The sequence below is a fragment of the Desulfovibrio diazotrophicus genome (assembly GCF_902498985.2).
Classification (GTDB): Bacteria; Desulfobacterota; Desulfovibrionia; order Desulfovibrionales; family Desulfovibrionaceae; genus Desulfovibrio; species Desulfovibrio legallii.
This window is the reverse complement of sequence record NZ_OX346397.1, coordinates 915,089-927,669: the sequence shown is the minus strand read 5'-3', so window position 1 is coordinate 927,669 and position 12,581 is coordinate 915,089. Positions and strand designations below refer to the sequence as shown.

Here is a 12,581-nt window from a genome sequence, read left to right as displayed (position 1 = left end):
ATTGGGATGCTCCGCCAGGCAGGCAAGCCGTAGGCCCTTGCGCGGCTTCCGGATCAGCCGGAAAGCTCACCGAGCTCCTGCAGCCGCTGCTCCACAGCTTCCCAGCGCAGCAGCAGCGCCGTCTGTTCTTCTTCCAGGGCCGCAAGCCGGCCTGTCGTGCGGGTAAAGGCTGCCGGATCTCTTGTGAACAAGTCGGGGTCGGCCAGGGCGGCTTCAAGGTCGGCCTGCTCCCGCTCCAGAGCGTCCAGGCGCTCTGGCAGGGCGTCCAGCTCCTTGCCCAACAGTTCAAACTCCCGCTGTTCCTTGAAGCTGCGGCGGCGGGGTTTGTCCGTGGCGGGGCGCTGGTCCGTCCGCCGGCCGGGACGGACGGCTTTTTCTTCCGCCTTCGGTTCCTGTGGCGGCGTGGCCCGCTGGCGCAGCCAGTCTGTATACGCGCCCACATACTCGTGGGCCCTGCCGTCGCCTTCCAAGGCGATCACGCTGGTCACCATGTTGTCCAGAAAGCTCCGGTCGTGGCTGACCACCAGCACGGTGCCGGCATAGTCCGCAAGCAGTTCTTCCAGCAGTTCCAGCGTTTCCGCGTCCAGGTCGTTGGTGGGTTCGTCCAGCACCAGCACGTTTGACGGCCGGGTAAAGAGCTTGGCCAGCAGCAGCCGGTTGCGCTCCCCGCCGGACAGGACTTTGACCGGCAGCCGGAGGCGGTCCGGGGTAAAAAGAAAGTCCTGCAGATATCCGGCCACATGGCGCGTGGCGCCGCCCACGGTGACCACGTCGTTGCCCTCGGCCACGCTGTGCATGACGCTTTCTTCCGGGTCCAGACTTTCGCGCAGCTGGTCAAAGTAGCTGATCTGCAAATGGGTGCCCAGACGTACCGTTCCTTCCGTGGAGGGCAGCTCGCCAAGCAGCACGCGGATCAGGGTGGTCTTGCCGGCGCCGTTGTCGCCGATGAGGCCCACGCGGTCCCCACGCTGGATCACGGCGGAAAAATTGCTGAAAAGCGGCGGTTTGCCGGGATAGGCAAAGGCTACGTTTTCCGCCGCCATCACGAGTTTGCCCGAACGCTCGGCTTCCTGCGCGGCCATGCGCACGTTGCCCTGCCTGGCGCGCCGCGCGGCCCGTTGGGAGCGCAGGGATTCAAGGGCGCGCACCCGGCCCATGTTGCGCGTGCGCCGGGCCTTGATGCCCTGGCGTATCCACGTCTCCTCCTGGGCGAGCTTTTTGTCGAAAAGTGCGCAGGCGCGTTCCTCGGCGGCAAGGCGTTCCTCCCGCCGTTCCGGATAGCGGTCAAAACCGCAGGAATAGCTGAACAGCCTGCCCCGGTCGATTTCCACCACGCGCGTGGCAAGGCGTCCGGCAAATGCTCTGTCGTGGCTGACGAAAATCAGGGTGCGGACCTTGCGCAGCAGAAAGTCCTCCAGCCAGGTGATGGTCGTGAGATCCAGGTGGTTGGTCGGCTCGTCCAGAATAAGGTCTTCGGAGCACACAAGCGCCCTGGCCAGGGCTACCCGCCTTTTTGTGCCGCCGGAAAGTGCGGTGAAGTCGGCGTCCGGATTCAGCCCCAGCCGGTTGATGACGGCGAGCACCTCGCCGTAGTGCTCCCAGGCGTCGGCTTCCACGGCCTGCCCCTGCGCCGTTCCGGCATGGGCGGCGGCCAGGGCTTTGCCTTCCTCACCCAAGGCGGCGGCTACCAGGGAAAAAACAGAACCGCGCCAGTCTTCGGGCACGTCCTGGGGCATTTGCCCCATTGGCGTACCGGGCCGGAGAATCAGGCCGGAGTCTGGCGCCATCTGCCCGCCCAGAAGCGCCAGCAGAGAAGATTTGCCGGCTCCGTTGCGGCCCACAAGGCAGATGCGCTCACCGGTTTCAACGGAAAGATCAGCCGCGTCCAGCAACGGCTTGCCGCCAAGGTTCAAAGTAACGCCCTGCATGCTCAGAAATGCCAAAATATTCTCCAGCGCGGTGGGGTAGGAACAGCTCTCTGCCGTAACGTCCGGGAGCCGTTGCCTTCGGGGCCGTATCCACGTCGCCAAAGGTTCCGGCCGGGGCTTCACCAAAGGCGTATACCCGTGGCGGCTCAATGCGGCAACACCTGTGGATCAGATACCCCGTCCGGCCAGACCTGTCCAATGGCATGTCCTGCGGGGGAGGGGCAAGTGGGACCTGCTGCACCGTTGCCAGAATCCGGCTGTCGGAAAATCGGGAGGCTTGAATTGAACGCATCTGTTTAGTTCAGTCTCAGAAATTCTACGCATAAACGCTATTTCTTTTTTATAGAGGGGATTATTCTGCCGTATACCCGCTAAATGTGCACTTTTAGGCATAAAAATAGCAAGTTACCATTATATATTCTTGCTGTTTTATTACATAGTGGTTGAGAAAAATGGAGTTGAACATTCAATACAATGGTAAATCCGTATGCCATATTTACCAAATAGGGGAAAAAAGAGATATTTATAGTAAAAGTTACTATTAGTATTTTTTTATTGAATAATTTGATTGTTTGGCATAAATTCTCAAATTCGATCTTTGACCGGAGTGAACTATAATGTCTTTGCCTAACGAGGCGTCATCCGACGCGGAAATCTACCCCAAACCCAAGCACGACCGTCGTCTCGCGCCCGATATCCCCAGCCGCGGGACCACCCGACGTGGCGTTCACCAGCGGTATGAGGCCCATCTTCCGGTAACTGTGCGTGATCCCGCAGACAGCGCTTTCTCTTTGCGGTGTCTTAGCGAAGATTTATCGTCATCAGGCATGCTGCTCCAATGGCGGCAAGATGTACCGTGTCCTTCTGTAGGGGACAAATTGGTGCTGAAGTTCACCATGCCGCCCGGCACTCTGCCGGAAGGTTATGAATCTCGCGTGCGCATACCGGCAGTCGTGGTGCGTCTGGTGGATGACATTAATGGCGAAAAAAAGATTGCAGTAAATTTTACCAGAAATTTGGATACCTATCTTCTCGTGAAAAAATGGCTGCGATTGATTGTTACATCAATATTTTTGATTGCTCTTTCTGTTTATGCTGTTCTTTATATGAGAAAGGAAAGCGTGTTTTATTTTATGTTTGATATTCCAGTATTTACATATGGTATTATTGCATCTGTTTTTTTGGTTAGCCGTTTTATTTTTGCTTTTTTTTACCGTAATGTACCTCTTGATCTTTCTTTTACGCCTGGCGTCAGTATTGTTATCCCTTGTTTTAATGAAGAAAAATGGATTGAAAAAACTATTCAATGTGCCATAAACCAGGATTATCCACAGGAAAAACTTGAGGTCATTCTTGTGGATGACGGCAGTACAGATAAATCCATGGAACGGGTACGGCACATCGAGAAACAGTTGCGTGAAGAAATTGAGGGCGATCGTTTTATTGTCATTGAGCAGCCTTACAATATGGGCAAGCGCCATGCGCTTGCCGCAGGGGCATTGCGGGCCAAGTTTGACTTGCTGGTATTTGTTGATTCCGACAGCTTCCTGGAGCCTGAGGCGGTGCGGGAAGTGGTGCAGCCTTTTTGTGATCCTAAGATGGGGGCTGTTTCCGGCAGGACGGAAGTGCAGAACAAGTGGACCAACGCCCTTACCAAGATGCAGGCAGTACGCTATTATGTAGCTTTCAGGTTCATGAAGGCGGCTGAAGCTGTTTTTGACGGCGTAACGTGCCTTTCCGGTCCGCTTGCCTGTTATCGCAAAGACTTGGTGCTGCGCTATCTCGATGACTGGCTCAACCAGAAGTTTTTTGGCTATCCGGCCACATTTGGCGATGACAGAAGTTTGACGAATTTTATTCGGCTCTTCCGGGTTTTCCGTGGGTAGCTGATCTGCTAATGTCCTTCCCGGAGGGCACCAATGAAGGATACGGACCTATATTTTCGGATTCTCGGGCTGACCGAGCCCTGGTTTGTTGAGGCTGTTGAACTGGACACGGCGGAAGGTCGGGTAGACATCCGCGTGGAGCATGGTCCTGGTGTTCGCTGGTTTTGCCCTACTTGTGGTCGAGAGCTGGCTTGCCGCGACCATGCCGAGCCTCGTGTCTGGCGCCATCTGGACACGTGCCAGTTCAAGACGTTCCTGCATGCTCGGATTCCCCGAGTGGACTGCCCCGAGCATGGCGTCCTTCAGGTCAACGTGCCTTGGGCCGAGTCCAAGGCACGTTTCACCATATTGATGGAGCGATTGATCATCGACGTGCTGACCGAGTGCGCCACCGTAACAGGAGCGCGGCGCATCCTGCGCATCACCTGGGACGAAGCATGGGGTGTCATGGAAAGGGCGGTGCGCCGGGGCCGGGAGCGCAAGCAATCGAATCCCTCGCGGTATCTTGGCGTTGACGAGAAGGCATTCCGCAAGGGGCACGACTATGTGACCGTGGTTTGTGATCTGATCGGCAGCACGGTGGAGTATGTGGCCGACGAGCGTAAGGCCGAAAGCCTTGAGGGGTACTACCTTCAGTTCACCAAGGCGCAGTTGGAGCGGATCAAGGCCGTGGCCATGGACATGTGGGAGCCCTATTTTAAAGCTACGCTCAAACATGTGCCGGACGCGGCGGGGAAAATCGTTCACGATCGGTTCCACGTCATGAAACACGTAGGCGAGGCTGTGGACCGGGTACGCAAGCAAGAGCACCGCGAACTCACAAGTCAGGATGACCATCGACTCAAGGGCACGAAATTCCTCTGGCTATACCGGGAGGAGAATCTGCCGGACAAACACCGGCCAGCCCTGGAGGCCTTGAAGACAGCGAACCTCAAGGTGGCCAAGGCCTGGGCCATGAAGGAAAGCCTGAACGACGTCTGGAAGTACCTGAGCACGGGATGGGCCAGACGTTTTGTGAAGCGATGGCTGGTCTGGGTGAACAGGTCAGATCTTGCCCCAATGCGCAAAGTGGGCGGACTGATTCAGAGACATCTTGAGAACATCCTGACCTTCTGCCGCCACAGGATCACCAACGGCGTGGCCGAGGGCCTCAACAGCAAGATCATGGCCATCAAGAGGAAGGCTTGCGGTTATAGGAACCGGGAGCATTTCAAGACAGCCATCTACTTCTTCTGTGGCGGTCTAAACCTCTACCCGGCCAGTTCCTGACAGGGGTTACCCACGGAAAACCCGGAAGAACCTTTTATTCTTGCCCACCACCGCACCGGGTATCAAGATGCAGCGGTATGCTCCACCATTGTGCCTTCCCGCATGCGCACATTTATGAAACAGCAAATGCGCTGGAAGCGCTCGTGGCTGCGTGAAACCCTGCGTGCCAGTTCTTTTATGTGGAGAAAAGAACCTTTTATGGCGCTTTCGTTTTATGCCGGATTCCTCTTACCGGTTCTGGCCCCGTTGGTTGTTGTGCGCACCATGCTGGTCATTCCGATTGAACTTGGGCTGTTTCCCTACAAATACCTTGCAGGCATTTTAGTAACCAGTACGCTTATGAGCGCTTCATATCTGCTTTTCAAGCGCAGCACACTCTGGCCGTACGGCATAATTTTTTGCCTATTTTATCTGGCGGTGTTGCTGTGGCAGCTTCCCGTGGCAGTGTTGACCTTTTGGAAATCGGAATGGGGTACGCGCAATACCTCTGCTGACGTGGCCGCGCAAGGCAAACGGCGCTATGAGCAAAAAATGTTTGTTATGCCTTCCGATGCGACATCAGCCGAGGCACGGCACACTGATCCATGTGATCGCAAGGCAAGTTAAGGCCATGCATGTACTTTCTAAAGACGCCTGGAAGGCCCTGCGCTCGTGCCTGCAATGGATATTTTTGATCGCAGTGGGGGGCTTTGCTGTGCATTTGTTCCTTGAGCGTGGCGCCCCGCCGCGGTTTGACCGAGAATCGTGGACGCAGCGCGATGGCTTTACGGCCATTTCGTACAGCTCCCTCACGCATGGCGAAAAGCCGGGGCTCAATTCTCGCGAGCAGTTTGCACGGCACGTGGCGGCTTTGGAAGCGGCGGGCTACCAGTGGATAACAACAGACGATATTGTCAGGTATTATCGTGATGGCGAGCCGTTACCTGAAAAGGCCCTATACCTTATGATGGAGGGCGGGCGCAAGGATACGGTTATTTTCGGTCAGGAGATCATGGAAAAAACCGGGGTGCACGCCACCTTGTTTACGACAACCAACACCCTGAAAGAGTGGAATAATTTTTTCGTCACCAAGTCTAACGTAGCCGCGTTGGCGAAAAGTCCTTTTTGGGATGTGGGCAGTCAGGGGCTTGGGCTGTTGCCCATTAATGAGCATATGCCCAAGGTGACCCCAGGCTATTTCTTGACGGATTTTCTGCGCGATGCCGCAGGGCTGCCGGCGGAGACAGAAGACCAGATGCGTACGCGGTTGGCGGAGTATTATAAAAAATCTTTTGTGCCGTTAGAAAAATTGATGCAAAAGCCGCCTCAGGCATTTGTTATGGTGCCTGCAAACTCTTTTAATGCGGCAATGCCGGATGCGCTGAAAGAAGCAAACAGGTATTTCGCGCGGAAATATTTTCAATTAATGTTTACCAGAGAGGGTGTGCCATTCAATTCCGCAGTTGACAATATCTTTGCGCTTACACGCGTTCAGGTTAAACCGGAATGGACAGCGCAGCGCCTTGTGGAAATGCTTTCGCGCAGAACCGCTGAACGCACGCTATTTTCTGTGGCAGAGGGGGGCACCGCAGAAAGCTGGGCGGCCTTTCGCACCAGGGTGGAAATTTCGGGGCAGGATATTGTGCTGAGGCCGCAGGGCGGCAGGGCTGAGCCGGTTATTTTGCGGGGCAGCAGCCTATGGGATAACGTTTCTCTATCTATGATCATCAGGCAAAGAGACGATCTGCCCCGGTATGTGTATCTGCGCTACGCCACGCCCAGCGCTTTTTTGCGCATAACGCTGCACGGGGCGCGGCTGCTTGTGCAAGAGCGTGTCCCCGGCCAGGGGCTGTACACTATTGCCGACGAAATGATTTCCAGTCAGCCGCCTTGGCAGTTTGCTGTTTTGCTCAAGGGTAACAGACTTCGGGTGTCCCTTGGTGGGAAAATACTCGGTTCGGGCTTTATGCCCGTTTCACCTGCCTTGCGGCTTGGGGCCGTGGCTCTGGGCACTGATGACGCAGAAGGCTATGAGGGGCGTTTCAATTCTTTGAATATTGTAAGGCTCCCTTCCCGCTGGCGTATTGAGCCTGTGGGCGGCGTTGCCGCGGCCCCGGCTAATGTGGAAGACATTACCGCCTGTGTGGTGCCCTTGGCGGAGAATCCTGCAGACGCCGGACGGGTTTCCCGGCAGGTGCTGCGCGCCAGAGATGTCGGCAGTATGACTATTGCCGCCCTGGCCCCCGGCAATCTGGTTTTGGACGAGAGCCTGCTGTTGATAGCTCCATTCAACATGGAGCAAAGCCGCAGGCTATGGGACGGCATCATGGTGCAGCCCGCTGTACAAAGCTCTTGGGAGGAGGTGGCTGCTGCACTGAAGGCCATTGCTGCCGCAGGCTACCGGCCTATAGTCCGGCTTTCGCGAGATGCCGTCGCAGCGCTGGCGGCCTCTGGCGTCAGCTTGCCCGCCGACCATTATTTGCTTGATTTCACGCGGGAGGAGATTCCAAGACTCCTTTGGACCTCCCTTGCCCACAGGCATAATCGCAACAATTTTCTTTATGCTACCGCAGGAAAAAGCATGCTGTATACCGCCGGGGGCGACTGATGCGAGCCTTTCCGTTTTATTTTCTTTTTTTTGCGGCACTGTGTTGGGGTGCCTTCGCGGTACCTGCTCGTGCGCAGGAGAGCCCCGCCCCTGAGCCTCGCGCAAGCGTGGACCCCCACCCTGGCGCAGCGCCTGAAAAACTCTCCGCCGCGTACTATTACAACCGCGCGAACTACGCCTTCAGCCGCGAAATGTATGCGGAAGCTCTGGCCGAAATTGACAAAGGCATGGATCTGGATCCTGGTTTTCTGCCCTTTATTATACAAAAGGCTCTTGTGCTGTCGCGTTTGTCACGGCACGAAGACGCCGCCCGTTTTTATGCTCTGGCTCTTGAAGCCAAGCCGGATGATGCGCGTTTGGCGGCGCTTGCTGTGGAAAATTTCCAGAGCCGCCGTAAGGATGACGCTGCGGGCCTTTCCGCTGATTTGGTCAGATTTTTCAGCGGGCTTGCCGTGGAGGTGACGCCAGAACTTATTAAACTGCTGGCCGAACGGCAGGAGCAGAATGCTGCGGTATTTCTTCCCGCCTTACGTGCCGCTGGGGCTGCCGGCAAACTTACGGACGAAGAGCTGGCAGTGCTTAATGCCTGCCTTGCCAACAACGGCACTGTAGCTGCCGCGCTGCTGCGCCGTCAGAATGGTTGGCCGAGTGGCGCGGCGCCGCTTCGTGCCGTATTTGCCGTGATGACGGCCCGTGCCCTACAACTGGCCGGCAAACAGGACGAAGCTGACGCCTTTTATCGCCAGGCGGCGGAACTGGACTTTAGCCAGGAGACGCTGAATTCCATCAAAGCGCAAACCTATCTACGCTTGAATGAGCCCCAAAAGGCCGCCACAGTTTATGAGCAAGGCTGGAGAATTGCTGCAAGCCCACAGGTTTGGGCGGTGCGCGCAGCCGATGCTTATGCTGCTTCAGGTGAACTGATGGGGGCCTGTGCAATCCTTGAAAAGGCGGCAAAAGTTGCTCCGCATGATCTTTTCCTGCAAGGGCAGTTGTATTACCGCCTGGCCCAGGCTGGGGAAAATGCGGCATTGAAGGCTCTTGAACAAAAACTTGATGCCGCGGGCAATGGTATTGCCGTGAATTTTGGCAAATTTCTGTTCGCTCGTCAAAGCAAAAACAGAGAAGCTATGCAGCGGGCCCGGCAGGCGGTTGTGGAACATGTTGACGATGTCAGTGCTGTTCATGCTCAGAATGATATTCGGCTGATCGTGGCTAGCCTGGGGTTCAGCGGCGCACAGACGCCACAAGAGCAGCAGGCCGAGTTGATGCGCAACAGCGGCTGGGAACTGTGGGATAGCGGGAAAATAGATGACGCGTATATTGCTTGGCGGGATTCCATTGCCATTGATCCGCTCCATGGTCAGAAAGCTGGCCCAGCTATGTGTGTGGTGTTGCTGCAGCAGGGTAAAACTGCAGATGCCATAGGGCTATTTCACATGCAGTACCCGGAAATGCCTCTGTTTTCTCTTGCACTGTACCTGGTAAAAGATAGGCAATTTTCAGCTGTGTATCCTTTGTTGCGGTCCATGGCGGCCCCCTCTGGCGCCAATGCCGCTTGGTATACGCTGGCTTTGGCCGCAGGCGCGCTTGAAGCTGGAGACAGCCGGGCGGTGGAGGCCAGCGCCACGGCAGTCCTTGCCGGCAGTCCGCCCCAAGAACGTCACGTTGTCAACATCCCCATGACCGATGCCGGGGTGGGGCAGTTGCAGTTATCCGGCCAACTTTACTCGTCTATTTTTGCGGAATATCTGAGTAAATTGATTGATCAGCAGCACGTGGCGTTAATTCCGGAAATCCTGGCCAGTAGGCAGCTTCAGGGTATTCCCGCGCCGCAGGCCGCCAAATTGTTGAGTGAGGCCGGTTTCAGCCTTGCCATGGGTGACGGTGCACAGGCTGCCGTTGCACTATGGCAGCGGGCTTTGACGCTGAGCCCTGCGCTGCCCGAGGTGCATCTGGGCATGGCCTTGGCCGCTGCCATGCAGGGCAATATGGCGGCGGCTGAAATCCATCTGGATGCCGCTTCTGTCAAAAGTTCATCGAAGCACGAATTCATTCTTGGCCGTATCAGGATGCTGGAAGGGCAGACAGACGCGGCTGTGCGGCATTTCGACAATTATCTGCGCGGGGAACCCGGCAACCTTGCCGCGCGTTATGCTGTTTTTAACCTGTTCATGTCTGTGGCTGAATACACCCGCGCCCGCGCGCTTTATAGTGAATTTCAGCGCGCCGAAGGGCAAGCCGCCCGCCTGTACGAAGGACAATGCGCCCTTGCCCTGGGGGATGCCGCGCGGGCGGAAACGATTTTTCGTTCTCTGATGGGCCGGGGGGCTGCCGCAAGGGCAATAACGCCGTTGCTGGTTGCCGCGTTGCGGGCGCAGGATCGCGGGGCTGAAGCCGAAGCCTTGTTGCGGCGAAGCGGCCAGCCAGATCCTGATAAACTGACGGCCCTGCGCCGCCAGGCTGAAGACGCCTTGGCCGAAGCCCGCTATCCAGCGGCACGTGTTTATATGCAAACCTATTTGTCCGATGACCCCGATTCTGCCTATGTGCAGTCGCTGTACAACAGCTCTCTGCGTGATGAATACAGAATGCAGGCGGATCGACTGGAAAGGCTTAAGAGGGAGCAGATCAAAATAGCCCGAGGCGCTCTTAATCCGGCTAACCTTGACCCACAGGAACGGGAGCGGCTGGCTGCATTGGGCTCCAGCGGACAATCCGGGCTTGAGCCGGACCGTTCGCTCCTTGACGCCGCACAGAGCCATGCCGAAGGCTTGCTCGCCCGCAACAATGCGCAGCGTGACGCCCTTGAAAGCATGCTGGATGTTTCCCTGCAGCGGCACGATTTCCAGAAGGCGGCCCAAATTTCACGCCGTATGGCGCACGAATATCCCTATGACGCACACTATCAATTGCAGTCTGCCGTGCATGCGGGCGCGGTATCGCGTTTTGCTCGCGCCTTGCCCGTGGTGCGGTCGTTGTCGGCCAAGGGGCCAAACGGCGCGGGTATGGCCCTGTGTTTTGTCAACGTGGCGTCGCGGCCGAACGGGGAAAGTTATACGCCGCAAGATGTGATCGGGTACCTGGATCAGCTTGGCGCGAGCTACCGTCTTGTTTCTTTGTCGGAGTTTTTGAGCCCATCCCAGGTTGATCCCGCCACGGCTGTTCTGGGCAGCATCCCTCTGCTGCTTATTGTCGGACAAACACGGCCGGAGGATCTGCGGGTCATAGACGCTGCCTTGGCGCAACGCGGCGGCAAGGCCGTGTTGCTGGTAAGCCGGCAGTCTTTTATTCCAGGCGCTCCGGACAATCTGCCCGATGCAGCGCTGCTGCACACGCTGGTGGGCAGCGGGCGCTGGGAACTGGCGCTTACCGATACCATGGGCCGCACAATCGTGGATGCCTCCGGGCGCAGGGGGAGTTTTTGGGCACGGCGCGGCATGGTCAACGGAAGGCCGGAAACGGCGGATGAAATGAAAAACCGCTGGGCCACGGCCATGTCCACGGCGCGGCAGCTTGCGCAAAACCAAGGCTTTGCGGTGACAGCGTGGATGTATCCCGGCGGGGATTACGGTCAAATCAGTCTCAATGGCGATGCGGAAATTCGCCAGGCATATACAGAGGCTGCACGCCAGGTTTTTGCCGTGGCCTTTGTGCCCACAGCCAACGGCTATCACGTCAATGGCCTTGATCCCTTGTTTGTGCCCGTGCGCAATGTGTATGCCCGGCTGGATGCCAAAACCGTCGCGTCGATGCCGCAAAATCATCCAACCCGTCTTGCAGTACAGACAGAGGCTTTGCTGGCAAGTTGGCACGGGCAATTGCCCCGCGCCGAAATGTTGTTTGCCCGTGCCGCCGCGCTGGGCGTTTCCCCGGCAGACAACGCCTACTACCGCGCGAGCAATGCTTTGTTTGACGAAGATGCGCCCTATGCCAATGAGCTGGCGCGTGAGGCCAAACGTCTGGATCCGGACAATCCCCGTACAGATGTGCTGGTGGGCCGTGCAGAGCGCCTTTTGCATCCCAGGGTTTCGTTCAACCCGCGTGGGTGGACGGACAATGACGGGCGCAGTTTTGCGGAGTATGCACTACATTTTTCCACTTTTTTGCAAGAAAATCTTTCCGTACTAGGCTCTGTTGCCGACCTTTTTTGGGAAAGCGACCACAATTCGCTGCACGGCCGCGCCGTGGGCATTGGGGTGCGTTACTTCCCGTTTAAACAGCACTGGCTTGATCTGCTGGTGCGGGATGTGCAGCCCGACAGCGGTTCTTCCTTTATGGAGGCGCGCGCGGCATGGCGTGGCGCTTATTCGATGGATTTCCTGCGGATGAACGGATTTTATACTATGGCCTATAGCCGGCAATCGCTTGAAACGGCGGAGAGCGTCAAAAAGAATGTGTATGCCGACCGTCTGGCTTTGAAATCCGAGGCGCGCATATGGGATTGGGGCATGCTGCAGACCGAATTTTTCGGTATGCAGCGCACTGACGGCAACCGTACCGTCGGCGGCACTATCAGTCCTCGTTATATTGTTTTAGATAAGCCGCAACTGCAGGTGGGCTATCTGTTCAGTGCTGCTGATAGTGATAAAAATCCAGATGATTATTACGCGCCGCAAGAATACGTTAACCATATGGCCGTGGCTTCGGTTGACGTGGCGCTCTTTGACCAGATGCACATTCGCGGTTTTGCCGGCTACGGTATGGCCAAATCCAAGGACAAAAGCTGGGAGCAGGTTCTCCGTTACAGTCTTGATCTAAACTGGGCTCCTGTTGATAGCTGGAGCCTTGCCCTGGGGTACAGACGTATGGAGCTGCCGGATTACAACATGGACGAGTATTCGTTGCACCTGCAATATATCTTTTAACAATATTCTTCGCACGATACCGGGCTTTTGCCCGTGCCAAATC

The 12,581-nt window shown here is 56.6% G+C and carries 6 protein-coding genes; 5 read left to right on the top strand and 1 reads right to left on the bottom strand.

Going from position 1 to position 12,581, the window contains the following annotated elements:
* Window positions 1–53: 53 nt before the first annotated feature.
* Window positions 54–1,943, bottom strand: coding sequence for an ATP-binding cassette domain-containing protein (locus J7I12_RS03975; RefSeq protein WP_130957833.1), 1,890 nt, complete (start codon window positions 1,941–1,943; stop codon window positions 54–56).
* A gap of 602 nt (window positions 1,944–2,545) precedes the next feature.
* On the opposite strand from J7I12_RS03975, the gene J7I12_RS03970 reads away from it, so the two are divergent.
* From J7I12_RS03970 to J7I12_RS03950, 5 genes are all read left to right on the top strand, one after another.
* A complete protein-coding gene (locus J7I12_RS03970) occupies window positions 2,546–3,814 on the top strand; it encodes a glycosyltransferase (RefSeq protein WP_498794036.1) in 1,269 nt (422 codons plus the stop codon).
* Between the two features lie 33 nt (window positions 3,815–3,847).
* Window positions 3,848–5,083, top strand: a complete 1,236-nt coding sequence (locus J7I12_RS03965; protein ID WP_096152604.1) for an ISL3 family transposase — start codon at window positions 3,848–3,850, stop codon at window positions 5,081–5,083.
* Window positions 5,084–5,197: 114 nt separating this feature from the next.
* Complete coding sequence (locus J7I12_RS03960; RefSeq protein WP_498794034.1) at window positions 5,198–5,689, top strand: hypothetical protein; 492 nt, start codon at window positions 5,198–5,200, stop codon at window positions 5,687–5,689.
* Window positions 5,604–7,670, top strand: a complete 2,067-nt coding sequence (locus tag J7I12_RS03955) for a polysaccharide deacetylase family protein (protein ID WP_303192872.1) — start codon at window positions 5,604–5,606, stop codon at window positions 7,668–7,670. The genes J7I12_RS03960 and J7I12_RS03955 overlap by 86 nt, the downstream gene beginning before the upstream one ends.
* On the top strand, window positions 7,670–12,538 hold the full coding sequence (locus J7I12_RS03950; RefSeq protein ID WP_303192873.1) for a tetratricopeptide repeat protein: 4,869 nt from the start codon (window positions 7,670–7,672) through the stop codon (window positions 12,536–12,538). The genes J7I12_RS03955 and J7I12_RS03950 overlap by 1 nt, the downstream gene beginning before the upstream one ends.
* Window positions 12,539–12,581: the final 43 nt, after the last annotated feature.

What these genes read in the sequence shown, in the direction of transcription:
- J7I12_RS03955 (WP_303192872.1), top strand. Translation starts at nt 5,604, where the DNA reads ATGAGCAAAAAATGTTTGTTATGCCTTCCGATGCGACATCAGCCGAGG.
- J7I12_RS03960 (WP_498794034.1), top strand. Translation starts at nt 5,198, where the DNA reads ATGAAACAGCAAATGCGCTGGAAGCGCTCGTGGCTGCGTGAAACCCTG.
- J7I12_RS03970 (WP_498794036.1), top strand. Translation starts at nt 2,546, where the DNA reads ATGTCTTTGCCTAACGAGGCGTCATCCGACGCGGAAATCTACCCCAAA.
- J7I12_RS03965 (WP_096152604.1), top strand. Translation starts at nt 3,848, where the DNA reads ATGAAGGATACGGACCTATATTTTCGGATTCTCGGGCTGACCGAGCCC.
- J7I12_RS03950 (WP_303192873.1), top strand. Translation starts at nt 7,670, where the DNA reads ATGCGAGCCTTTCCGTTTTATTTTCTTTTTTTTGCGGCACTGTGTTGG.